The sequence below is a fragment of the Enterobacter sichuanensis genome, assembly GCF_002939185.1.
Taxonomy (GTDB): Bacteria; Pseudomonadota; Gammaproteobacteria; order Enterobacterales; family Enterobacteriaceae; genus Enterobacter; species Enterobacter sichuanensis.
The window spans coordinates 1-25,537 of sequence record NZ_POVL01000026.1; the positions used below are offsets into that span (position 1 = coordinate 1).

Genomic DNA, 25,537 nt, shown 5'->3' on the forward strand with positions numbered 1-25,537 from the left:
CCCCGAAGGGGCGAGGGAGAAAAGACAGCACCGAGCGATCCCCTCTCCCCTATGGGGAGAGGGTTAGGGTGAGGGGGCGTTAACGCTCTAACCTCAACTGCTGCAAATTCCCGTCCAGCTGCAAATCCGTCTGTAGCGTTGCCACCTCCCGGCAGATAAACGCCATCTCTTTGTGCGCTTCCAGCTTCTTGCGCCATTTTTCTGGCACCTCGTCCAGACGGGCGTAAATACCTTCCAGACTCTGAAAATCCGTCAGCAGCTGGGCGGCACTCTTCGGCCCTATGCCCGCCACACCCGGAACCTTCGAGCTACTTATCCCTGCCAGACCCCAGTAGTCAGGCAACTGTTCTGGCGAGACGCCAAATTCACCGGCAATAAACGGGGCGTCGAGCCAGCGTTTCTGGAAGTAATCGCGGATGCGGATAGTGGGAGAGAGCAGCTGGCAGTAGCCTTTATCGGTTGAGACGATCGTCGCCTGATGTCCGGCGCTGGCAACCTTCACCGCCAGCGTGGCCGCCAGATCGTCAGCTTCATTGCCCTGAGCCCCCCAGCAGGGCACGCCACGCTGCTCGAATGCCGAGCGGATCATCGGCATTTCTGCATGCAAATCGTCCGGCATGGGGGCGCGTCCGGCTTTATAGTCCGGTAAACGCTGGTGTCGCCAGCCGCTGTTGCGTGCTTCGTCATCAAACACCGCCACGACATGCGTCGGTTCGCTGTGGCGAATGAGTTGCTCCAGCGCATGCAGACAGGTGTCCTTACAGGGCGTGCCTTGCACCGCGTGGATCCGGCGAATCAGGTTGAGCGCGTCGACGATGAGCAAATGAACAGCCACAGATAATCTCCCTTCTATCTAATGCAGGAAGGGTAACACTGTCAGCAGCATGAAACTATGAATGGTGGGGAAAACAGGAAGAAGCCTCGCAAAACGAGGCTTCCTGAGAGGCTTAATCGCAGGTCACGATCTTCATCGCCAGGCCCCCGCGCGAGGTTTCGCGGTATTTGGCGTTCATATCTTTACCGGTTTCATACATGGTTTCGATAACCTTATCGAGACAGACACGCGGCTCGCTGGTGCGGCGCAGCGCCATACGCGCCGCGTTAACCGCCTTCACGGAGGCGATCGCGTTACGCTCGATGCACGGAACCTGTACCTGTCCGGCAACCGGGTCACAGGTCAGCCCCAGGTTGTGTTCCATGCCGATTTCGGCCGCAATGCATACCTGCGCCGGGCTTGCGCCCAGCAGCTCTGCCAGGCCTGCCGCAGCCATGGAGCACGCCACGCCAACTTCACCCTGGCAGCCCACTTCCGCGCCGGAAATCGAGGCGTTCATCTTGTACAGGGAACCAATCGCACTGGCGACCAGCAGGTAGCGCGCCAGAGAGTTCGCGTTCACTTCACGGATAAACTTGTCGTAGTACGCCAGCACCGCCGGAACAATGCCGCAGGCACCGTTGGTCGGCGCAGTGACCACCCGGCCCCCGGCAGCGTTCTCTTCGTTTACCGCCAGAGCGAACATGTTGATCCAGTCCACGACGGCCATCGGGTCCGTTGTCGTTTTGTCGGTGCTCACCAGCATACGACGCAGCGCGGCGGCACGACGCGGTACGCGAAGCTTGCCCGGCAGGACGCCTTCGGTGGTGATCCCGCGCTCAATACCGCCGCGCATCACTTCCCAGACGTTTGCAAAGTGCTGTTCCAGTTCTTCTTTACTGTGCAGGGCCAGCTCGTTTTTCATCATCAGACCGGAGAGGGAAAGTCCCGTCTCCTGGCAGTGACGCTGGAGATCCGCCGCCGTTTTGTACGGATACGGCACCTCGACAGAGGAGGTGCAGGTTTGACCAAAGTGGTCTTCGTCGACGATAAAACCGCCGCCGATAGAGTAGTAAGTCTGGCTGTATACCGCGTTATCGCCTGCCAGCGCGGTAATACGCATACCGTTTTCGTGCAGCGACAGGTTGTCGGCATGGAAATTCATGCAGCGATCAACCGGGAATTCCACTTCGTGTTCGCCGTTTGCCAGCAGCAGGCGACCGTGGGTATTAACGTCCTGGATGAAGCCAGGGATCGCATCAATATCAACGGTATCCGGCAGGTTTCCCGCCAGGCCCATGATAATGGCGATATCGGTATGGTGACCTTTCCCGGTCAGGGAAAGCGAGCCGTACACATCGACAACCACGCGGGTGACGTCGTGCAGAATGCCGCGTGCAATCAAGTCATCCGTGAACTGCTTACCGGCTTTCATCGGTCCGACGGTGTGAGAGCTGGAAGGACCAATACCGATTTTGAAGATATCGAATACGCTAATCATGATGCGTCCATTGCTTTCAGTCAGAGAGGAAGGAGTGCGCCGTCCAGGGACGGCGCGGGTGATAATCAGAACATGGTGTACAGGGAGTAGAAGATCGCAGAGATAGCGATAAGCCCCATGATAACCACAAAGACGTTGCTCACATGACCGCTGTATTTACGCATAGCAGGGACTTTCTGAATCGCGTACATCGGCATCAGGAACAGAATCATCGCGATAACCGGGCCGCCCAGGGTTTCAATCATGCCCAGGATGCTTGGGTTCAGGGTGGCAACAGCCCAGGTGGTCACCAGCATGAACAGCGCAGTGATTTTGTTCAGCTTGCTGATTTCAATGCTCTTGCCTTTACCGCGAAGAGATTTAATCACCATACCGTTGAAGCCTTCACGTGCGCCCAGGTAGTGGCCGAGGAAGGATTTGGTGATGGCGATCATCGCGATGATCGGTGCCATCCACGCAATCAGCGGTGCGTTAAAGTGGTTTGCCAGGTAAGACAGAATAGAGATGTTCTGCTCTTTCGCTGCCGCCAGATCCGCCGGGGAGAGGCTCAGTACGCAGCTGAATACGAAGAACATAACGGTCAGCACCATCATGATGTGAGCGCGTGCCAGAATGCTGGAGCACTTCTTCTCAGCACCATTACCGTACTCTTCACGTTTCGCCACGGCGAAAGAAGAGATGATTGGAGAGTGGTTGAAGGAGAAGACCATGACCGGGATTGCCAGCCACAGGGTCATCAGCAGACCGTTACCGGTTGCAGATGCGCTGCTCAGGGACAGGGTTTCCAGCGCGGCACCGTTCCACTGTGGGATCAGGTAGCAGGCCAGTAACATCAGCGCAGCCACAAACGGGAACACCAGCACGCTCATCGCTTTAACAATCATCTGCTCACCAAAGCGCACAATGGTCATCATGCCCACAATCAGGATCAGAGACAGAATCGCACGTGGTGGTGGCGTCATGTGCAGCTGGTGCGTCATGAAGCTTTCAACGGTGTTGGTGATCGCCACGCTGTAGACCAGCAGGATAGGGTAAATCGCGAAGAAGTAGAGCAGGGTAATCAGTTTACCTGCACCCACGCCGAAATGTTCTTCAACCACTTCAGTGATGTCTTCACCCGGATTTTTACCGGACAGCACAAAGCGGGTCAGTCCGCGGTGTGCGAAGAAGGTCATCGGGAAAGCAATGATTGCCATAATGATCAGCGGGATCAGACCGCCGACGCCTGCGTTGATAGGAAGGAACAGTACACCAGCGCCGATTGCTGTGCCGTAAAGGCCAAGCATCCACATGGTATCCGTTTTGCGCCAACCACTTCGGGATTCAATCGAAGCAACGGTGCTGGTTTGAGTGGTTTCCATCTGTATCTCCTGGAGGAAGCGAATTGTCAGGTTTTTAGTCAAATCCGATGAAAAAGTGCCTGACGGTAATATGAAATTCGTTCAGTGACGGTTTTTTAATAATTTTCACCCGTAACTATTGGCGGGCGGAAAGATACATTCTAGTTATGAATCTATCAGTGATCCTGATCCCAAATGCAATAATCCACTTATGATGTGGGCATCTTTAGACCATTTATCTGTTAAAAAAACATCAAAGAGAATTTACGGGCGCGAAGGCTACCACCAACGACATGTGGGCTGAAAGACTGGTCCGTGATATAGGTGTCTTTAGCTGTAAAGAAGCAGGTTTTTAGGATTTTCTGGCAGGTAATTTTGATTAAGGCTGATAATTTACGGTCGCAAAAACGAAGTAATCGTTTGCGTATGTGAAAACTTTGTAAATCACATAAGGGATATATATGAATTGCTTTGGTAATAAAAAAGCCGGGATACGCGACAGGGCGACCCGGCTTTGGTGAGACGCTGCTAAGCGTTATGTGCAGATTTCGTAGCAAGGAATATAGGCAGAGCCCGGCAGCTTCATGCGGTGTTGCGCAACAAAGCCCTGCAGCATGTCGTCCATGCGGCGCATCATTTCCGGATCGCCGTGGATCTTGTACGGACCATGCTGCTCGATAGCGCGGATACCTACCTCTTTAACGTTACCCGCCACAATGCCGGAGAAGGCGCGACGCAGGTCGGCCGCCAGCACTTCCACCGGCTGATCCGGATACAGTTTCAGGTTTGCCATATTCTCATGCGTTGGCTCGAACGGGATCTGCAGGTCCGGCGCAATGCGGATTGACCAGTTAAAGCTGTAGGCATCCCCGGTATCACGGCGGTTTTCTTTCACCAGCGGCATCGCTTTTTTCATCTGACGCGCCACTTCCGCGGCATCATCAATGATGATGCGATAGTGGCGGCGCGCGGTTTCGCCCAGCGTATGCACGATAAACTCGTCCAGCACGCGGAAGTAGTCGGCGCTCTCTTTTGGCCCGGTCAGGATCAGCGGCAGCACCTGATCTTTGTTCGCCGGGTTCATCAGGATCCCCAGCAGATAGAGCAGCTCTTCCGCCGTTCCTACGCCGCCCGGGAAGATGATAATACCGTGGGCGATACGGACAAACGCCTCAAGACGTTTCTCGATATCCGGCATGATAATCAGCTCGTTAACCAGTGGGTTAGGTGGTTCAGCGGCGATGATGGACGGCTCGGTCATGCCGATAAAGCGTCCCTCTTTGTAACGCTGCTGAGCATGCCCCACCGCGGCACCTTTCATTGGCGCCTCCATGGCGCCCGGGCCGCAACCGGTACAGATGTTCAGTTCACGCAGGCCGAGTTGTGTTCCCACCCGACGGGCGTAGAGATATTCGGTTTCGTTAATTGAGTGGCCGCCCCAGCAGACGACCATATTGGGTGCTTCGCCAACGTGCAGGGCACGGGCGTTGCGCAAAATGGAGAACACCAGGTTGGTGATATGGACTGAGCTTTCCAGGTCGAGATGCTGGAAGCGGCCGGCGTTGTGGATCTGCCCGTTAACAAACAGGATGTCGCGCAGCACGGCAAACAGGTTAGCCTGAAGTGAACGAATGATACGTCCGTCGACGAAGGCTTCTTCCGGTGGGTTGATGACTTCAAGTTTCACGCCACGCTCGCGTCGCAGCACGTTGATATCAAAGCTTTCGAAGCGGGACAGCAGTTCTTTACTGTTATCTGTCAGGCTTCCGGAGTTCAGTACGGCAAGTGAACAGTTACGAAACAGTTGATAAAGATCGCTGCTGGCCGTGCGTTTAAGCATGTCCACTTCCAGCTGCGACAACATATCCATTGAGCCAAGTGGGCTAATATGTGTAATCAAGTGAGCTCCTTACGGGACGATTATCGTCTTTCCCTGTTGATTACAATAGCCCTGGCGCGTGACGTTTCACAACCTAAAGCGCGGAACAAACCGCGCATATTGTGAAAATAATTATCTTACTGACGCACCAGCCGGCCCGTCGCAGGCACAAAATCGGTATTGGTCCGCCACGGGTTAATGTCCAGACCACCACGGCGGGTGTAGCGCGCATACACGCTCAGTTTCTCTGGCTGGCAGAAACGCTGGATGTCGCTGAAGATGCGCTCCACGCACTGCTCGTGGAATTCGTTGTGATGGCGGAACGACACCAGATAGCGCAGCAGCTTTTCACGGTCGATTTTCGGGCCGCGGTACTGGATCTGCACCGAGCCCCAGTCCGGCTGGTGGGTTATCAGGCAGTTGGATTTCAGCAGATGGCTGACCAGCGTCTCGTCGACCACCTTTCCGCTTGCCGCGTTTTCGAGGTAATCGGCGCTGAATTCATAGTTATCCACCTCGATGTCCTGATCGTCGATGCAGGTCCCGTTGAAGTGGGCAATCGGCTGCCCTTCCAGCTCGTGCAGGCGATACAGTGAAACGCTTACCTTGCCCTGCGCACAGGCGCTTAAATCACGTTCCAGCGTGTGCTGAACGTCGTCCCAGCTGTTGAATCTGGTCTGGTTAAAACTGTTGAGATAGAGCTTGAAGCTTTTGGATTCCACCAGATTCTGGCTGGCGTGATCCAGCTCAACGTGGCCCACCGCCACCTGCGGTAGCCCACGGGCGTTGAGCCATGAGAGTTCGTACAGCGTCCAGATATCCCCGCCGACAAACGGCAGCGCGTCCGCATGCAGACCCAGCGGATCGCGATTCAGGCTGCGCGGTACGCCCTGCAGCAGGCTGGCATCGTAGGTATCGCGGTAGTCGGTCGATTTACCCAGCGTTAAGCCGGTTAACGCCTGATGATTTTCGTAAGACATGTTTCATAGCCACTTTACAGGTACACTTATGCCCTGAGTTTATCCTGTCTGACAAGAAGAGAGAAATCGGTGGACATCGAAACTGCAAATGCCCTGACTACCTTCACCACCCGCTATTGCGATGCCTGGCATGAAAAGCACGGTACATGGCCGCAAAGCGCTGATTTATATGGTGTACCCTCACCCTGCATTATCTCTTCGCCCGACGATTACGTGATCTGGCAGCCGAAGCCCAATACCGGCGAGCAAAATGTAAATGCGGTTGAACGGGCAATGGACATTGTGGTACAACCAGCGGTTCATGCGTTTTATGCCACGCAGTTTGCAGGGGATATGCCTGCGCGCTTTGCGGACATGACGCTGACGCTGTTGCAGACCTGGAGCGAAGACGATCTGCAGCGTGTTCAGGAAAACCTGATTGGTCATCTGGTCACGCAAAAACGCCTTAAGCTTTCTCCGACGCTCTTTATCGCCACACTCGACAGCGAACTGGATGTTATCTCCGTCTGTAACCTGTCCGGAGAAGTGGTTAAAGAGACCATCGGCACCCGCAATCGCGAGACTCTCGCCCCCTTTCTTGCGGATTTCCTTACCCGACTTGAGCCGCTTCTGTAATCCATGATGCTACACCGCGTGTGAGAGATCTCTTACAAGGTTTGTGAGAGATCGCTGGATCATTCAGTATTACCTTATTCGATTAAGATTAATATCACGCTGTATTTCAACGAATTACTGGATCATCGCTTCGGATTTCGCGGTTTCTTACGGCTTACACGCCTGACAGGGTGGGTTGTAAGACGAAGCGGAATAGCGGATTCTATCTCCGTCGACAGGACGCCGACACAAGAAACGAACATCAGGATGATGACGTTTCTTACACAGGACACGTCAGGATGGCGCTGCAGGAAGGCTTCAGGATGAAGCAAGTGGATAACGCAGGAAGCGTAAGGGACACCTCCAGGAAGGAGAACGAGAACCGGTCAGGATGGTCGGTGGGTCAGGAAGGCCAGGACGTTTCAGGATGAAACAGACACGTCAGGAAGATGTGTGCAGGATGCATCGGTTTACGGATGACCAGGCCTTCGGGCTTCAGGAAAAGTTGTCACGGATGAGCAGGGAGCACGAATTGTAGCTGGAATGCTGCGAAACGAACCGGGAGCACTGTTTTTACAGTGCTCCCTTTTTTTATTTCTGCCTTTCGCAATGCTATGCTGCGCGCCGTTCACTTTTTCAGTTGAGGTTACTATGACGCATCACGATAGCGTTCGTGCTCAGTTGCACGCCATCGAAGCCCTTTTGCGCCAACATCAGCTGTGGCAGGAGACCGCGCCGCAGCCAGAAGCGTTCGCGAGCACCCAGCCCTTCTGCCTGGATACGCTGGCACCTTTCGAGTGGCTCCAGTGGGTTTTGCTTCCGCGGATGCACGCGTTGCTTGAAGGCGGACACCCGTTGCCGCAGGCGTTTGCTGTTTCTCCCTATTATGAAATGGCGCTGGAGGCGACGCACCCTGCGCGCGACGTGATGCTGGTCGAACTGGAAAAACTGGATGCCCTGTTTGCCGGTGAAGATGCATGACGCTTGAGATCCTCTATCAGGATGAATGGCTGGTGGCGGTGAACAAACCGTCAGGCTGGCTGGTGCACCGAAGCTGGCTGGATCGCGACGAGAAAGTGGTGGTGATGCAAACCGTGCGCGACCAGATTGGTCAGCATGTGTTTACTGCCCATCGTCTCGACAGGCCGACCTCCGGCGTGCTGCTGATGGGGCTTTCCAGCGAAGCAGGGCGTCTGCTGGCGCAGCAGTTCGAACAGCACCAGATCCAGAAACGCTACCACGCCATCGTACGTGGCTGGCTGACCGACTCCGCCACCCTGGACTATCCGCTGGTGGAGGAACTGGACAAAATCGCCGATAAATTTGCCCGCGATGATAAGGGCCCGCAGCCTGCTGTGACGGATTATCGCGGTATGGCGACCACCGACATGCCGGTCGCCACCGGCAAATTTCCCACCACGCGTTACAGTCTGGTGGAGCTTTTGCCGAAAACCGGGCGTAAACACCAGCTTCGCCGACACCTGAAGCATCTGCGTCATCCGATTATTGGCGATAGCAAACACGGTGATTTGCGCCAGAACCGCAGCGCGGCCGAACATTTTGGCTGCAACCGTCTGATGTTACACGCCAGCGAGCTCAGCCTGACGCACCCGTTTACCGGCGAACCGCTGACTATCCGCGCGGGGCTGGATGACGTCTGGATGCAGGCGCTGTCACAGTTTGGCTGGCTGGGACAACTCCCCGAAAATGAAAGGGTTGAGTTTGTATCAGGCAACGTTCAGGATGAACAATAAGCGTATTCAAAAAGGGAAAATATCATGGCTGAAGTAGGCATTTTTGTCGGCACAATGTACGGCAACTCGCTGCTGGTTGCGGAAGAGGCTGAGGCGATTCTGGCAGGCAAGGGCCATAAAGCCACGGTCTATGAAGACCCGGCGCTGGCGGACTGGGAAAAATATAAAGATAAATACATTCTGCTGGTGACCTCCACCACCGGGCAGGGTGATCTGCCGGACAGCATCGTGCCGCTGTTCCAGGGCATTAAAGAGCAGCTTGGCTATCAGCCTGACGTTCACTACGGCATCATTGCCCTCGGCGACAGCTCGTACGCTAACTTCTGCGGCGGCGGCAAGCAGTTCGATGCGCTCCTCCAGGAGCAGAGCGCCCAGCGCGTTGGCGAGATGCTGATGATTGACGCGGGCGAACACCCAGAACCCGAGAGTGAATCAAACCCGTGGGTGGAGAACTGGGCCTCACTTCTCAAATAACACTCTGCCCGGCGGCGCTTCGCTTGCGCGGGCCTACGGGTTTTCCTGGCCGGGTCAGGCGTAGCCGCCACCCGGCATTACACCCCGCACCAAACGCCATTTCCGTGAACCACCTTCCACTCCTCTGGGCTTATGCCCTAAACAACCTCCCTCACACCCTTTAATACTGTGTTTTTGCACGGTGAGAGAACGTGTCACTCCTTCATATACTTTTCCGGTCACGATAAAACGGCTGCAGGCCGTACCAAAACGACAAAACATAAATCTCATTCTGATTACCCTACCGGTGCTGTACAGAATGAACCTGGCGAAAGCTATGTTTCAGGAGTGCAACAATGAGTACATTAAGCCACGCAGCGAGCCGCGCTGAAAAGCGCACCAATGCCCGCTACTGGATAGTGGTGATGCTGTTTATCGTCACATCCTTTAACTATGGTGACCGCGCCACGCTGTCGATTGCCGGCTCGGAAATGGCGAAAGACATCGGTCTTGATCCCGTGGGCATGGGTTACGTTTTCTCTGCGTTCTCATGGGCCTACGTCATCGGGCAGATTCCAGGCGGCTGGCTTCTGGACCGTTTTGGCTCGAAACGGGTCTATTTCTGGTCCATCTTCATCTGGTCTGCCTTCACCCTGTTACAGGGATTCGTCGATGTGTTCAGCGGATTTGGCATCATCGTCGCACTCTTCACGCTGCGCTTCTTGGTGGGCTTAGCGGAAGCCCCTTCTTTCCCCGGCAACAGCCGCATTGTGGCCGCCTGGTTCCCGGCGCAGGAGAGGGGAACGGCGGTGGCGATTTTTAACTCTGCACAGTACTTCGCCACGGTAATCTTTGCCCCCATTATGGGCTGGCTGACGCATGAGGTGGGCTGGTCGCACGTCTTCTTCTTTATGGGCGGACTGGGGATCATTATCAGCTTTGTCTGGCTGAAAGTGATCCACGAACCCAGCCAGCACCCTGGCGTGAATAAAAAAGAGCTGGAGTACATCGCAGAAGGTGGCGCGCTGATCAATATGGATCAAAAAGCCGCGACGGCGAAAGTCCCGTTCAGCCAGAAATGGGCGCAGATCAAACAGCTCGTTGGCTCCAGGATGATGATCGGGATCTATCTGGGTCAGTACTGCATTAACGCCTTAACCTACTTTTTCATCACCTGGTTCCCGGTGTACCTGGTGCAGGCCCGCGGCATGTCGATTCTGAAGGCGGGATTTGTTGCCTCGGTCCCGGCAATCTGCGGCTTCGTAGGGGGCGTGCTCGGCGGGGTGATCTCTGACTGGCTGATGCGCCGCACGGGTTCACTGAACATCGCGCGTAAAACGCCGATTGTGCTCGGTATGCTGCTCTCCATGACCATGGTGTTCTGTAACTATGTGAATGCGGAATGGATGATTATCGGCTTTATGGCGATGGCCTTCTTCGGCAAAGGCATCGGCGCGCTCGGCTGGGCAGTGATGGCGGATACGGCACCGAAGGAGATCAGCGGCCTGAGCGGCGGTCTGTTCAATATGTTCGGCAATATCTCCGGGATTGTTACGCCAATCGCTATCGGTTACATCGTCGGCACGACCGGATCTTTCAACGGTGCGCTGATTTATGTGGGGGTGCATGCGCTGGTCGCGGTGCTGAGCTATCTGGTGCTGGTAGGCGATATCAAACGCGTCGAGCTTAAACCTGTTGGGGAGCGTGGCTGATGACAACGCAATCGAGCCCAATCGTCACGGAGATGAAAGTTATCCCGGTGGCTGGCCAGGACAGCATGCTGCTCAATATTGGCGGCGCCCATAACGCCTGGTTTACCCGTAATATCGTGGTGCTGAAAGACAGCGCAGGGCATACCGGCGTGGGTGAAGCCCCTGGCGGTGAGGTCATTTACCAGACGCTGGTCGATGCCATTCCGCAGGTGGTGGGTCAGGAGATTGCCCGTCTGAATAAGCTGGTTCACCGGGTGCATAAGGGCAATCAGTCGGCAGACTTTGACACGTTCGGGAAAGGTGCCTGGACGTTTGAACTGCGCGTCAACGCGGTTGCCGCACTGGAGGCCGCCCTGCTCGATCTGCTGGGTCAGGCGCTGAATGTCCCGGTTTGCGAGCTGCTGGGGCCGGGCAAACAGCGGGATGCGGTGACGGTGCTGGGCTATCTGTTCTACGTGGGCGATCGCAATAAAACCGATCTCCCTTACCTGGCGCGATCCACGGGTGACCACGACTGGTATCACCTGCGCCACCAGGAGGCGCTCTCCAGTGCAGCGGTAGTTCGTCTGGCCGAGGCCGCACAGGATCGCTACGGCTTTAAGGATTTCAAACTGAAGGGCGGCGTGCTGCCCGGCGAGCAGGAGATTGAAACGGCCCGGGCGTTGAAAAAGCGCTTTCCGGAGGCACGCATTACCGTTGATCCGAACGGCGCATGGCTGCTGGAGGGAGCGATTAGCCTGTGCAAAGGGCTGCAGGATGTTCTGACCTATGCGGAAGATCCTTGTGGTGCGGAGCAGGGCTTCTCGGGCCGTGAAGTGATGGCCGAGTTTCGTCGTGCCACCGGGCTGCCGGTGGCGACCAATATGATCGCCACCAACTGGCGTGAAATGGGGCATGCGGTGATGCTGAACGCCGTCGATATTCCGCTGGCGGACCCTCACTTCTGGACGCTTTCAGGCGCGGTGCGCGTGGCGCAGCTGTGCGATGAGTGGGGCCTGACCTGGGGCTGTCACTCGAACAACCACTTCGATATTTCGCTGGCGATGTTTACCCACGTTGGCGCGGCAGCGCCGGGTAACCCGACCGCCATCGACACCCACTGGATTTGGCAGGAGGGTGAAGCCCGCCTGACAAAAAATCCGCTGGAAATCAAACAGGGCAAGATTGCCGTACCGGATGCGCCGGGCCTGGGCGTGGAGCCTGACTGGGATCAGATCCACAAAGCTCATGAGGCGTATAAAAAATTGCCGGGCGGCGCGCGTAACGACGCGGGCCCAATGCAGTACCTTATTCCCGGCTGGACATTTGACCGTAAGCGCCCTGTTTTCGGACGTCACTGATAAAAGGATTGAACGATGAGTACTTTTTCTACCCCTGTCGTCACCGCCATGCAGATCATACCGGTTGCGGGCCATGACAGCATGTTGATGAACCTGAGCGGCGCACATGCGCCATTCTTTACCCGCAATATTGTGATTATCAAAGACAATGCTGGCCACACCGGCGTGGGGGAAATTCCGGGCGGGGAGAAGATCCGCAAAACGCTGGAAGAGGCCATCCCGCTGGTGGTGGGCAAAACGCTGGGTGAGTACAAATATGTTCTCAATACCGTGCGCAACACCTTTGCCGACCGCGATGCCGGAGGTCGTGGTCTGCAGACGTTCGATCTGCGCACCACCATTCACGTGGTGACCGGCATTGAAGCCGCGATGCTGGATCTGCTGGGTCAGCATCTGGGGGTTAACGTTGCCTCGCTGTTGGGCGAGGGTCAGCAGCGCAGCGAAGTGGAAATGCTGGGCTATCTGTTCTTTGTCGGCGACCGCAAGCTGACGCCTCTGCCCTATCAGAGCCAGGCGGATGACAAATGCGACTGGTACCGGCTCCGCCACGACGAGGCGATGACCCCGGACGCGGTGGTGCGTCTGGCGGAAGCCGCGTACGAAAAATATGGCTTCAACGATTTCAAACTGAAGGGCGGCGTGCTGGCCGGGGAGGAAGAAGCGCAAGCCATCACCGCGCTGGCAAAACGTTTCCCGCAGGCGCGCGTGACGTTGGATCCGAATGGTGCCTGGTCGCTTAATGAAGCGATCGCCATCGGCAAGCAGCTGAAGGGCGTGCTGGCCTATGCGGAGGATCCGTGCGGGGCTGAACAGGGTTTCTCTGGCCGGGAAGTGATGGCCGAGTTCCGTCGTGCCACGGGGCTGCCGACCGCGACCAACATGATTGCCACCGACTGGCGTCAGATGGGACACACCCTGTCACTGCAGTCTGTCGACATTCCACTGGCGGACCCGCACTTCTGGACAATGCAGGGGTCGGTACGCGTGGCGCAGATGTGCCATGAGTTTGGCCTGACCTGGGGCTCGCACTCCAACAATCACTTCGATGTGTCGCTGGCGATGTTCACCCACGTTGCCGCTGCCGCACCGGGCACGATCACCGCTATCGATACGCACTGGATCTGGCAGGAAGGGAATCAGCGCCTGACCAAAGCACCGTTTGAGATCAAAGGTGGCATGGTGCAGGTGCCTTCCACGCCGGGGTTAGGCGTTGAACTGGATATGGACCAGGTCATGAAGGCCCACGAGCTGTATCAGAAACACGGTCTGGGCGCCCGCGACGACGCGATGGCGATGCAGTACCTGATCCCAGACTGGGCATTCGACAATAAACGTCCGTGCATGGTACGATAAACGCAATGGGACCGCTCCCATGAGCGGTTCTTTACGTAGTGTATGCTTAACGTAACGACTATGCGTAAGGATGGCTTATGAAAATTGTTATCGCACCGGACTCGTATAAGGAAAGTTTAAGTGCGCTCGAGGTCGCGACAGCGATAGAGCGTGGTTTCCGCGAGATCTTTCCCGAGGCGGTTTACGTCAAACTGCCGGTTGCGGACGGTGGCGAAGGCACGGTTGAGGCGATGATCGCGGCAACGCAGGGGCGAATGGTGCATGTTCCGGTGACCGGTCCCCTGGGCGAGCGGGTGGAAGGGTTTTACGGGATCTCCGGTGACGAGCAAAGCGCCTTTATTGAAATGGCGGCGGCAAGCGGTCTGGAGCTGGTTGCGCCTGCGCAGCGCGATCCGCTGAAAACGACCTCCTGGGGCACGGGGGAACTTATCCGCCACGCTCTGGATGCAGGCGTTAAGCATATCATCATCGGGATCGGGGGAAGTGCGACCAACGACGGCGGAGCCGGAATGGTGCAGGCGCTGGGCGCGAAACTGCTGGACGCCAGTGGAGAGTCCCTTGGCCTGGGCGGGCGCGAGCTGGGAAAACTCGCGCGAATCGACCTGAGTGGTCTGGATCAACGTCTGGCGGAGTGCCGGATTGAGGTCGCCTGCGATGTCACCAATCCCCTGACGGGAAAGGAGGGGGCGTCAGCCATATTTGGTCCGCAAAAGGGGGCCACACCCGAAATGATTGTCACCCTGGACAACGCGCTTGCTCAGTATGCGCGAGTCATTGCCCGGGATCTGGATATCGACGTGCTGAACCTGGCAGGTGGTGGCGCGGCGGGTGGCATGGGCGCCGCACTGTACGCCTTTTGCGGCGCGCAGTTGCGCCAGGGTATTGAGATTGTGACCGATGCGCTACATCTGGCCGATCAGGTGGCCGATGCGGATCTGGTGATCACGGGGGAAGGGCGTATTGACAGCCAGACGATCCACGGCAAAGTCCCGGTGGGCGTGGCGAAAGTGGCGAAACGCTTTAACAAACCCGTCATCGGCATCGCAGGGAGCCTGACGGCGGACGTTGGCGTGGTACACGATCATGGCATTGATGCGGTGTTCAGCGTGATCTACAGCATCTGTTCGCTGGAAGACGCGCTGGAAAATGCCAGCGAGAACGTCAGGATGGCCGCAAGGAATATCGCGGCGGTGCTGAAAGTGGGGCAGGCATTTTAGCTGTAATTGCCGGGTGGCGGCTTCGCCTTACCCGGCCTACGTTAGTGCACCTGTAGGCCCGGTAAGCGCAGCGCCACCGGGCTTTTACCTCAGTTCCCTAACACCTTCATCGCTTCCCGCGTCACATTATCCATTTCATCCAGTAACTCCAGGAACTCCGGTTCAAGCTCTGATTCCGGGGTTCCTGCACGCAGCTGCTGCTCCAGCAACTGGCAGAGGTTTTTCAGCCGCGGCACGCCGCTGTAGCCGCAGCTGCCGTGCAGCTTGTGGATCGCTTCCAGCAGCTCTTCCGGATTTTCACCCACCAGTTGCTCTTCAACCTTGTTGCGAATTTCCGGCAGAAACGCGACCAGCATTTGCAGCATGTCGCGGGCTAAATCGGGTTTCCCTGCCGCCTGGCGCAGCGCAAGCTGCCAGTCAAACGTCGCGTTCTGATTGACGCTGAGCTCAACCGGCTCACTGGACACCGTGTACGTTCCGCCAATATGACCCGGCTGATAGCGTAACAGCAGGTTGTGAAGTTTCTCTTCATCGATTGGCTTCGCCAGGTAATCGTTCATCCCGGCGCTCAGCAGCTTCTCTTTCTGGCCAGCCATCGCATGGGCGGTGACCGCAATCACCGGGGTTTGCTGCTGGTGCGGCAGCTGGTGGATCAGCTCGCAGGCACGAATGCCATCCATGCCCGGCATCTGAATATCCATCAGGATTAAATCAAACTGCATCTGCTTAGCCTGTTCAACCGCCTGCGCGCCGCTGGTACACAGCTCAACATGCTGTACCTGGTCTTCAAGCAGTGCGCCAATGAGCTTCAGGTTGGCCGGATTATCATCTACCGCCATCACGCTCATCGGCAGTTTTTGCTCTTCGTCAATCAGCGGAAGGGCATGCTGGCTAAGACGGCAATACTCCGTAAGCGCAGGCAGCAGGCGGGTCGAGGTGAGCGGCTTCAGCAGACACGCGGCAGCGCCGTCATTTTTCAACTCTTCGGCATTGAGCTGGGCATGGCAAGGCAGCGCCAGCAGCAGATAGTCAGTCATCGACGCGGCTTTCGCCAGCCGCTCCTGCTGCATGGTCAGTTCGCCGGTGAAAGTGACCGGGATGCCCATCAGCAGAATGTCGTAGTGCTCAACGGCAAGGGCGGAGAAGGTCGGGCTGTAGATCACCTCCAGCGGCGTGGTGCTTAAAATATCGAGCGCACACTGCGCTGCCGCCGCGTTCGGCTCAACGTAGGCCAGACGCTTCCCTTTCAGGCAGTCCGTCACCGGGCCATCGGTCAGCACATTCGGGTTGAGATCCAGATTGATATGGAACCAGAAGGTTGAGCCGCGGTTCGGCTGGCTGTGGAAAGAGATATCGCCCCCCATCTCGTTCACCAGTCGTTGCGTGATCACCAGACCCAGGCCAGTACCGCCATGACGGCGGGAGATACTGGCATCCGCCTGTCGGAACGCCTGGAACAGACGCGACTGATCCCGCTCCGGAATACCGATACCCGTATCGCGGATCTGAACTTCAATCTGCACCTTGTTGCTGCTAATAGAGCGCTTTTCGACCAGGATGTCGATGTTGCCGCTTTCAGTGAACTTAATGGCATTCCCGACGAGGTTGGTAATGACCTGCTGCAGGCGCAGCGGATCGCCAATGACGTTATCCGGCACGTCATTTTTAATGTTCAGCGTCAGCTCAAGGCCTTTATCGTGGGATGAGTGCGCGAGCAGCGTCGCCACTTCATCAAGCGTACTGCGCAGCGGGAACGGAATACTCTCCAGGATAAGCTTGCCCGCTTCCAGCTTGGAGAAGTCCAGCACGTCGTTGATGATTGCCAGCAGGTTGTTGGCCGAGCGTTCAATGGTGTGCAGGTGATCGCGCTGAGTCGGATTCAGCTCGCTTTTCAGGGTCAGGCGGGTAAAGCCAATCACGCCATTGAGCGGCGTTCGCAGTTCGTGCGACATATTGGCAAGGAATTCTGATTTAATACGTGCCGCTTCCTGAGCTCGCTTTTTCGCCAGATCCAGCTCAACGTTCTGGATCTCCATCTGCTCCAGCGTTTCGCGCAGGTCGGACGTGGCCTGATCCACGTTATGCTGCATCTCTTCGTGATACGCCGCCAGTGACATCGCCATTGAGTTGATGCCGTTTTTCAGCATATCCAGCTCGCCCAGCATAAAGCCTTCCACCCGGCTGTCGAGCTGTCCCCGGCGGATGCGGTCAACCGTGTTGACCATGTTACGGATAGGTCCCGTCACATCGCGCATCAGGCGCCAGCCGAAGATCAGCGCAATGCCGATGCAGAACAGCATCATCACGCCAGAGATAAAAATTTCTTTGTACTGCTGTAGCCGGACCGACTTGAGATCCAGCTCCAGCGCCACATATCCCAGCATGTTATCGCTGGATTTGGCATCGGATTGCGCGGACTCATCCGGGGAATAGCTTTCCGACACGATGGGCGTACGCAGGATCATGATATCGCCGCGCCGCAAAACGGTGAGATGGCGCGGGAAGGGCGTACCGTCCGGGATCTTCAGGGCCGCCGGATCAAGATGAAAATTCGAGGTGACAAACAGCCGGTTGTGTTCGTCGTAAACGGAAATGGCGCGTACGATGTCTGAGTGCCGGCGGTGGAGTACGCTGATTAACTGACCAATGGATTCGCGATTTTGCAGGTTCATGCCGTACTCGCTGGAGACGGCAAGCGGTTCGATGATGCTGGCGCCTGCATCTTCCAGTTGTCGCTGCAAATCGTTATAGCGGTGCACCACGAAAAAGATACTCAGCAGCAAACCGATGAGAACGGTGGGGGCGAGGATCAAAATCATCATGCGCGCGCGCAGGCTGTAGTTGGTCATGGCGTTCCGTTATGGGACAATTAAGATAATTATGTTTATGTGAGAAAAATCTCGGCGATGGCGCAATTCTACTCTGCAAAGCGACGCGTGACGACGCGTCAAATCATCACTGTTGAAGCCACGGACCTGGATCCGTTTGGCCAGGGTGTGGCGCGTCACAATGGTAAGGCTCTGTTTATAACAGGTTTACTGCCAACAGAACGAGCAGAAATTACGCTGACGGAAGACAAACGTCAGTTCGCACGGGGGCAGGTTAAGCGTCGTCTCAACGACAGCCCCGAGCGTGTGAAGCCTCGCTGTGCGCATTTTGGCGTCTGTGGCGGCTGCCAGCAACAGCATGCGAGCACAGAATTACAGCAAAAAAGTAAAAGCAACGCCCTGGCGCGTCTGCTTAAACATGAAGTGAACGAGGTCATTGCCGGTGAGCCATGGGGCTACCGCCGCCGTGCACGCCTGAGTCTGAGCTATCAGCCGAAAACGGCGCATCTGGAGATGGGGTTTCGCAAGGCCGGTTCCAGCGACATCGTTGATGTGAAGCAGTGCCCCATTTTGGTGCCCCAACTTGAGGCATTGCTGCCAGAAGTGCGCACCTGCCTCTCCGGGCTGGACGGCGTTCGTCACCTCGGGCATGTTGAACTGGTTATGGCAAACAATGGCCCGCTGATGGTGCTGCGCCATACGGCGCCGTTGTCGAAAAATGACCGCGAAAAACTGGAACGCTTTTCGCATTCCCACGACCTGGCGCTTTTCCTTGCACCACAAAGCGAGATACTTGAGCAGGTTACCGGTGATGCACCCTGGTATGCGTCAAACGGGCTACGCTTAACGTTCAGTCCGCGGGATTTCATTCAGGTGAATGATGGCGTTAACCAGCAGATGGTCGAGAAAGCGCTGGCGTGGCTGGATGTTCAGAAAAGCGATCGGGTGCTTGACCTGTTCTGCGGAATGGGCAACTTCACCCTGCCGCTGGCCCGCAACGCGGCCAGCGTCGTGGGCGTCGAAGGCGTCGACGCGCTGGTGGCGAAAGGGCGGGAGAACGCACAACAGAACGGCTTGCAAAATGTGACATTCTTTCATCAAAATCTTGAGGAAGATGTCACTCAACAGCCGTGGGCTAAGCAGGGCTTTGATAAAATTCTTCTCGACCCGGCGCGTGCAGGTGCGCCGGGCGTAATGCAGCATATTATTAAACTCGCGCCAAAGCGTGTGGTCTATGTTTCCTGTAACCCGGCAACGCTTGCCCGAGATAGCGAGGCATTAGTCAGCGCGGGTTACCAGATTCAGCGTCTGGCAATGATGGACATGTTCCCGCACACTGGGCATCTGGAATCCATGGTGTTGTTCGAGCATATATAATGAGTTTGGCTTGTCGACTTCGACAGGCCCAGGTCCCTAAAGGAGAGGACAATGGTTGCGGTAAGAAGTGCACATCTCAATAAAGCTGGGGAATTTGACCCACAAAAATGGATCGCAAGTCTGGGAATTTCCAGCCAGCAGTCGTGTGAACGCTTAACCGAAACTTGGGCCTATTGTCTGCGCACCACGCAGGGGCATCCTGACGCCGATCTTCTGCTGTGGCGCGGCGTGGAGATGGTTGAAATTTTGTCCATGTTGAACATGGACATCGAAACGCTGCAGGCCGCGCTGCTCTTCCCCCTTGCCGATGCGGACGTGGTCACCGAAGAGGTGCTGCGCGACAGCGTAGGAAAATCCGTTGTCGCGCTGATCCACGGCGTGCGCGATATGGCGGCCATCCGCCAGCTTAAAGCCGCACATACTGACTCCGTCTCCTCAGAACAGGTCGATAACGTCCGCCGGATGCTGCTGGCCATGGTGGATGATTTCCGCTGCGTGGTCATCAAGCTCGCCGAGCGTATTGCCCACCTGCGCGAGGTCAAGGATGCGCCTGAAGACGAGCGCGTGCTGGCGGCCAAAGAGTGTACCAACATCTATGCACCGCTGGCGAACCGCTTAGGGATTGGTCAGCTCAAATGGGAGCTGGAAGACTACTGCTTCCGTTACCTGCACCCAGCGGAATACAAACGCATTGCCAAACTCCTGCACGAGCGCCGTATCGACCGCGAGCACTATATTGAGGATTTTGTCGGCGGTTTACGCCAGGCGATGAAAGAAGAGAACGTGCGCGCCGAAGTCTACGGCCGTCCTAAGCACATCTACAGCATCTGGCGCAAAATGCAGAAGAAACACCTCGCCTTTGACGAGCTGTTTGACGTGCGCGCCGTACGTATCGTGGCGGAGCGTCTGCAGGACTGCTACGCCGCGCTGGGGATAGTGCACACTCACTTCCGCCATCTGCCGGACGAGTTCGATGACTACGTCGCCAACCCCAAACCGAACGGCTACCAGTCTATCCATACTGTTGTGCTTGGTCCGGGTGGGAAAACGGTCGAGATTCAGATCCGCACCAAACAGATGCACGAAGACGCTGAGCTGGGCGTCGCCGCGCACTGGAAGTACAAAGAAGGCACCTCCGGCGGGGCGCGTTCTGGTCACGAAGACCGCATTGCCTGGTTGCGTAAGCTGATTGCGTGGCAGGAAGAGATGGCCGACTCCGGCGAGATGCTCGACGAAGTGCGCAGCCAGGTCTTTGACGACCGGGTGTATGTCTTTACCCCGAAAGGGGACGTTGTCGACCTGCCGGCCGGCTCTACGCCGCTCGATTTTGCCTACCACATCCACAGCGATGTGGGGCACCGCTGCATCGGGGCCAAAATTGGCGGACGCATCGTACCGTTCACCTATCAGCTGCAGATGGGTGATCAGATTGAAATCATTACCCAGAAGCAGCCCAACCCGAGCCGGGACTGGCTTAACCCAAACCTGGGGTATGTCACCACCAGCCGCGGGCGCTCGAAGATTCACGCCTGGTTCCGTAAACAGGATCGTGACAAGAATATCCTTGCCGGTCGCCAGATCCTTGACGACGAGCTGGAGCACATCGGGATAAGCCTGAAAGAGGCGGAGAAATTCCTGCTGCCGCGCTACAACTTCAACGAGCTTGATGAGCTGTTAGCGGCCATTGGCGGCGGTGATATCCGTCTGAATCAGATGGTGAACTTCCTGCAGGCGCAGTTTAATAAGCCAAGCGCGGAAGAGCAGGACGCGGCGGCGCTGAAGCAGCTGCAGCAGAAAACCTATGCGCCGCAGCAGCGCAGCAAAGACAACGGTCGCGTGGTGGTCGAGGGCGTGGGCAATCTGATGCACCACATTGCCCGCTGCTGCCAGCCTATTCCGGGTGACGACATCGTCGGCTTTATCACTCAGGGGCGCGGGATCTCGATTCACCGTTCCGACTGCGATCAGCTTGCCGAACTGCAGTCTCACGCACCGGAGCGCATTGTGGAAGCGGTCTGGGGCGAGAGCTATTCCGCCGGTTACTCGCTGGTGGTTCGCGTCACCGCGAACGACCGCAGCGGTCTGTTGCGCGACATTACCACCATTCTTGCCAACGAGAAGGTCAACGTGCTGGGTGTCGCCAGCCGCAGCGATACACGCGAGCAGCTTGCCACCATTGATATGACCATCGAAATCTACAACCTGCAGGTGTTGGGCCGCGTGCTCGGTAAACTGAACCAGGTGCCGGATGTGATTGACGCGCGTCGTCTGCACGGCGGTTAACTGCACTTTCTTATGTAGGCCGGGTAAGGCTTTGCCGCCACCCGGCTTGTTTTTTAATGGAACAGATTATGACGCAAATCGACCGCCTGCTCGGCATCATGAAACGCCTGCGCGACCCGGAAAACGGCTGCCCGTGGGACAAAGAGCAGACTTTCGCCACCATCGCTCCGTACACCCTTGAAGAGACCTACGAGGTACTGGACGCCATTTCCCGTGAAGATTTTGACGACCTGCGCGGCGAGCTGGGCGATCTGCTGTTCCAGGTGGTGTTCTATGCGCAAATGGCGCAGGAAGAAGGGCGCTTTAACTTTGACGATATCTGCGCCGCCATCAGCGACAAGCTGGAGCGCCGTCATCCCCATATTTTCGGTGACGCCACGGCAGGGAACAGCAGCGAAGTCCTGGCCCGCTGGGAGCAAATCAAAAGCGCCGAACGGGCAGAAAAATCCCAGCACTCTGCGCTGGATGACATCCCGATGAGCCTGCCCGCGCTGATGCGCGCGCATAAAATTCAAAAACGCTGCTCCGCCGTCGGTTTTGACTGGACCTCGCTTGGCCCGGTGCTGGACAAAGTGCACGAAGAGATTGATGAAGTGATGCACGAAGCGCAGCAGGCGGTGGTGGATGAAGCAAAGCTCGAAGAGGAGATGGGCGACCTGCTGTTTGCGACCGTCAACCTTTCGCGCCACCTGGGTGTAAAAGCGGAAACCGCCCTGCAAAAAGCGAACATAAAATTCGAACGACGCTTTCGCGAAGTCGAGCGGATTGTGGCCTCGCGGGGCCTGGAAATGAGCGGAATTGACCTCGAAGCCATGGAAGAAGTCTGGCAGGAAGTAAAACGCCAGGAATCTGATCTCTAACGGATTTTGCGATCAAGCGCAATTTGTGTGATTTTTTAAATGACAAGCGCTTGATTTGCGTCAAAAACATTTACCCAAAAGTGGCTATTTTCTCACTCCTTATGTTTGTCATTGCCTGGAATGGAGACGGAGAATGAAAGTTTGTGGCGCTCGCCGTGTTCGGGTATACTACTTTCCCGTCCTGGTTATTCCATCGTTTCACCCTAACTTCTCAGGTTCAGCATGACAACGAACTATATTTTTGTGACCGGCGGGGTCGTATCCTCTCTGGGTAAAGGCATTGCCGCAGCCTCCCTCGCAGCCATTCTTGAAGCCCGTGGCCTCAATGTGACCATGATGAAACTGGATCCGTACATCAACGTCGATCCGGGCACCATGAGCCCAATCCAACACGGGGAAGTGTTCGTTACTGAAGACGGCGCTGAAACCGATCTGGATCTTGGCCACTACGAGCGTTTCATCCGCACCAAAATGACCCGTCGTAACAACTTCACGACGGGCCGTATTTACTCCGACGTTCTGCGTAAAGAGCGCCGTGGTGACTACCTGGGTGCCACCGTTCAGGTTATTCCGCACATCACTAACGCTATCAAAGAACGCATTGTGGCGGGTGGCGAAGGCCACGACGTGGTGCTGGTTGAAATCGGCGGGACCGTGGGTGACATCGAATCCCTGCCGTTCCTGGAAGCGATTCGTCAGCTGGCGGTAGACATTGGCCGTGAACACGCGCTGTTCATGCACCTGACCCTGGTGCCTTACATGGCCGCTGCAGGTGAAGTGAAAACCAAGCCGACTCAGCACTCTGTCAAAGAGCTGCTCTCCATTGGTATTCAGCCAGACATCCTGGTTTGCCGTTCTGACCGTGCGGTTCCGGCGAACGAACGTGCGAAAATTGCATTGTTCTGTAACGTGCCAGAAAAAGCCGTTATTTCAATGAAAGATGTCGATTCCATTTATAAAATCCCGGGCCTGTTGAAATCGCAGGGCCTGGACGATTATATTTGTAAACGATTCAGCTTGAACTGTCCGGAAGCTAACCTGTCTGAATGGGAACAGGTTATTTACGAAGAAGCCAATCCGGCAGGCGAAGTGACTATCGGTATGGTTGGCAAGTACATCGAACTGCCGGATGCCTATAAGTCAGTGATTGAAGCGCTGAAACACGGTGGTCTGAAGAACCGTGTCTCCGTGAACATCAAGCTGATTGATTCACAGGATGTTGAAACGCGTGGCGTTGAAATCCTGAAAGATCTGGATGCTATCCTTATCCCTGGCGGCTTCGGCTACCGTGGTGTAGAAGGCAAGATCGCCACCGCGCGCTATGCGCGTGAAAACAATATTCCATACCTCGGCATCTGTCTGGGTATGCAGGTTGCGCTGATCGAATTTGCGCGCAACGTAGCGGGAATGGAAAACGCGAACTCTACGGAATTTGTGCCAGACTGTAAGTACCCTGTGGTGGCGCTTATCACTGAATGGCGTGACGAAGAAGGTAACGTCGAAGTCCGTACCGAGAAGAGCGATCTGGGTGGCACCATGCGTCTTGGCGCACAGGCGTGCCAGCTGACTGACGATAGCGTGGTTCGCAAGCTGTATGGCGAGCCGGTCATCACCGAGCGCCATCGTCACCGCTATGAAGTCAACAATATGTTGTTGAAACAAATTGAAGCTGCGGGTCTGCGTGTTGCGGGCCGCTCCGGGGATGATCAGTTAGTCGAGATCATCGAAGTGCCAAATCATCCGTGGTTTGTTGCCTGCCAGTTCCACCCGGAATTTACTTCAACGCCACGCGACGGGCATCCGCTGTTTGCAGGCTTCGTGAAAGCCGCCAGCGACTACCAGAAGCGTCAGGCGAAGTAAAAAAAGTTAGAACGGCAACGCGTACCTTTGGTACGCGTTGTTTGTCTGGAGTTTTAGTTTAACTTGTACTGAGGAAAATCTAATGTCCAAAATCGTTAAAGTCATCGGTCGTGAAATCATCGACTCCCGTGGTAACCCGACCGTTGAAGCCGAAGTTCACCTGGAAGGTGGTTTCGTTGGTATGGCCGCTGCTCCATCAGGTGCTTCTACCGGTTCCCGCGAAGCGCTGGAACTGCGCGATGGCGACAAATCTCGCTTCCTGGGTAAAGGCGTACTGAAAGCGGTTGGCGCTGTAAACGGTCCGATTGCTCAGGCAATCATTGGCAAAGATGCCAAAGACCAGGCTGGCATCGACAAGATCATGATCGATCTGGACGGTACTGAAAACAAATCTAACTTCGGTGCAAACGCCATTCTGGCGGTTTCCCTGGCGAACGCCAAAGCGGCTGCAGCAGCGAAAGGTATGCCACTGTTCGAGCACATCGCTGAACTGAACGGCACCCCAGGCAAATACTCCATGCCTGTACCAATGATGAACATCATCAACGGTGGTGAGCACGCAGACAACAACGTTGATATTCAGGAATTCATGATTCAGCCAGTTGGCGCGAAATCCCTGAAAGAAGCGGTTCGTATGGGTTCTGAAGTATTCCACAACCTGGCGAAAGTGCTGAAAGCGAAAGGCATGAACACCGCTGTGGGTGACGAAGGTGGCTATGCGCCAAACCTGGGTTCTAACGCCGAAGCCCTGGCTGTTATCGCTGAAGCGGTAAAAGCGGCTGGCTACGAGCTGGGCAAAGACATCACCCTGGCGATGGACTGTGCAGCATCTGAATTCTACAAAGACGGTAAATACGTTCTGGCTGGCGAAGGTAACAAAGCGTTCACCTCCGAAGAGTTCACTCACTTCCTGGAAGACCTGACCAAACAGTACCCAATCGTGTCTATCGAAGACGGTCTGGACGAGTCTGACTGGACTGGTTTCGCATACCAGACCAAAGTACTGGGCGACAAAATCCAGCTGGTTGGTGACGACCTGTTCGTAACCAATACCAAGATCCTGAAAGAAGGCATCGAGAAAGGCATCGTTAACTCCATCCTGATCAAATTCAACCAGATCGGTTCTCTGACCGAAACTCTGGCTGCGATCAAAATGGCGAAAGACGCTGGCTACACCGCTGTTATCTCTCACCGTTCTGGCGAAACTGAAGACGCTACCATTGCCGACCTGGCTGTGGGTACCGCTGCAGGCCAGATCAAAACCGGTTCTATGAGCCGTTCTGACCGTGTTGCTAAATACAACCAGCTGATTCGTATCGAAGAAGCGCTGGGCGAAAAAGCACCATACAACGGCCGTAAAGAGATCAAAGGCCAGGCATAATTGCTTAAGCC

General features: G+C 56.0%; 19 protein-coding genes. 13 read left to right on the top strand and 6 right to left on the bottom strand.

All coding sequences use genetic code 11. The annotated features are described in order from the left end of the window. Positions 1-79: 79 nt before the first annotated feature. The 5 genes from xni to queF form a co-directional block, all read right to left on the bottom strand. Positions 80-835, bottom strand: coding sequence for a flap endonuclease Xni (xni, locus tag C5687_RS12915; protein ID WP_045286494.1), 756 nt, complete (start codon positions 833-835; stop codon positions 80-82). 112 nt (positions 836-947) lie between these two features. Further along, positions 948-2,315 (bottom strand): L-serine ammonia-lyase II, encoded by a 1,368-nt coding sequence (gene sdaB, locus C5687_RS12920; RefSeq protein ID WP_104557075.1) that lies wholly within the window; start codon positions 2,313-2,315, stop codon positions 948-950. Positions 2,316-2,380: 65 nt separating this feature from the next. Further along, positions 2,381-3,676, bottom strand: coding sequence for an HAAAP family serine/threonine permease (locus tag C5687_RS12925; RefSeq protein ID WP_025757044.1), 1,296 nt, complete (start codon positions 3,674-3,676; stop codon positions 2,381-2,383). A gap of 514 nt (positions 3,677-4,190) precedes the next feature. Further along, positions 4,191-5,555 carry a nucleotide 5'-monophosphate nucleosidase PpnN gene (gene ppnN, locus C5687_RS12935; protein WP_025757045.1) on the bottom strand — a complete coding sequence of 455 codons (1,365 nt, stop codon included), beginning with the start codon at positions 5,553-5,555 and terminating at the stop codon, positions 4,191-4,193. Between the two features lie 116 nt (positions 5,556-5,671). Further along, positions 5,672-6,514 (bottom strand): NADPH-dependent 7-cyano-7-deazaguanine reductase QueF, encoded by an 843-nt coding sequence (gene queF / locus C5687_RS12940; protein ID WP_095441249.1) that lies wholly within the window; start codon positions 6,512-6,514, stop codon positions 5,672-5,674. Between the two features lie 69 nt (positions 6,515-6,583). On the opposite strand from queF, the gene syd reads away from it, so the two are divergent. From syd to C5687_RS12985, 8 genes are all read left to right on the top strand, one after another. Next, complete coding sequence (gene syd / locus C5687_RS12945; RefSeq protein WP_104557077.1) at positions 6,584-7,129, top strand: SecY-interacting protein; 546 nt, start codon at positions 6,584-6,586, stop codon at positions 7,127-7,129. A 630-nt stretch (positions 7,130-7,759) separates the two neighbouring features. Next, positions 7,760-8,089 carry a YqcC family protein gene (locus tag C5687_RS12950; protein ID WP_094918907.1) on the top strand — a complete coding sequence of 110 codons (330 nt, stop codon included), beginning with the start codon at positions 7,760-7,762 and terminating at the stop codon, positions 8,087-8,089. Beyond that, complete coding sequence (gene truC / locus C5687_RS12955; RefSeq protein WP_059384984.1) at positions 8,086-8,862, top strand: tRNA pseudouridine(65) synthase TruC; 777 nt, start codon at positions 8,086-8,088, stop codon at positions 8,860-8,862. The genes C5687_RS12950 and truC overlap by 4 nt, the downstream gene beginning before the upstream one ends. A gap of 24 nt (positions 8,863-8,886) precedes the next feature. Continuing rightward, positions 8,887-9,336, top strand: coding sequence for a flavodoxin (locus C5687_RS12960; protein ID WP_104557078.1), 450 nt, complete (start codon positions 8,887-8,889; stop codon positions 9,334-9,336). 335 nt (positions 9,337-9,671) lie between these two features. After that, positions 9,672-11,027, top strand: a complete 1,356-nt coding sequence (locus tag C5687_RS12970; RefSeq protein ID WP_104557079.1) for an MFS transporter — start codon at positions 9,672-9,674, stop codon at positions 11,025-11,027. Then, on the top strand, positions 11,027-12,367 hold the full coding sequence (locus C5687_RS12975) for an enolase C-terminal domain-like protein (protein WP_104557080.1): 1,341 nt from the start codon (positions 11,027-11,029) through the stop codon (positions 12,365-12,367). The genes C5687_RS12970 and C5687_RS12975 overlap by 1 nt, the downstream gene beginning before the upstream one ends. Positions 12,368-12,382: 15 nt before the next feature. Continuing rightward, positions 12,383-13,720, top strand: a complete 1,338-nt coding sequence (gene gudD / locus C5687_RS12980) for a glucarate dehydratase (RefSeq protein WP_104557081.1) — start codon at positions 12,383-12,385, stop codon at positions 13,718-13,720. 77 nt (positions 13,721-13,797) lie between these two features. Beyond that, a complete protein-coding gene (locus C5687_RS12985) occupies positions 13,798-14,937 on the top strand; it encodes a glycerate kinase (protein ID WP_059384987.1) in 1,140 nt (379 codons plus the stop codon). A gap of 89 nt (positions 14,938-15,026) precedes the next feature. Here C5687_RS12985 and barA read toward each other — a convergent pair whose 3' ends face one another. Beyond that, entirely contained in the window at positions 15,027-17,786 is a 2,760-nt protein-coding gene (barA, locus tag C5687_RS12990) for a two-component sensor histidine kinase BarA (RefSeq protein WP_104557082.1), read from the bottom strand. A gap of 57 nt (positions 17,787-17,843) precedes the next feature. On the opposite strand from barA, the gene rlmD reads away from it, so the two are divergent. From rlmD to eno, 5 genes are all read left to right on the top strand, one after another. Next, positions 17,844-19,142 (top strand): 23S rRNA (uracil(1939)-C(5))-methyltransferase RlmD, encoded by a 1,299-nt coding sequence (gene rlmD, locus C5687_RS12995; protein ID WP_104557083.1) that lies wholly within the window; start codon positions 17,844-17,846, stop codon positions 19,140-19,142. A gap of 51 nt (positions 19,143-19,193) precedes the next feature. Next, on the top strand, positions 19,194-21,425 hold the full coding sequence (gene relA, locus C5687_RS13000) for a GTP diphosphokinase (protein ID WP_045286483.1): 2,232 nt from the start codon (positions 19,194-19,196) through the stop codon (positions 21,423-21,425). A gap of 68 nt (positions 21,426-21,493) precedes the next feature. Further along, positions 21,494-22,285 (top strand): nucleoside triphosphate pyrophosphohydrolase, encoded by a 792-nt coding sequence (gene mazG, locus C5687_RS13005; RefSeq protein WP_047959371.1) that lies wholly within the window; start codon positions 21,494-21,496, stop codon positions 22,283-22,285. 222 nt (positions 22,286-22,507) lie between these two features. Next, positions 22,508-24,145, top strand: a complete 1,638-nt coding sequence (gene pyrG, locus C5687_RS13010; protein ID WP_025757058.1) for a glutamine hydrolyzing CTP synthase — start codon at positions 22,508-22,510, stop codon at positions 24,143-24,145. An 82-nt stretch (positions 24,146-24,227) separates the two neighbouring features. Next, positions 24,228-25,526, top strand: coding sequence for a phosphopyruvate hydratase (gene eno / locus C5687_RS13015; RefSeq protein WP_025757059.1), 1,299 nt, complete (start codon positions 24,228-24,230; stop codon positions 25,524-25,526). The last annotated feature ends 11 nt before the right edge of the window (positions 25,527-25,537 follow it).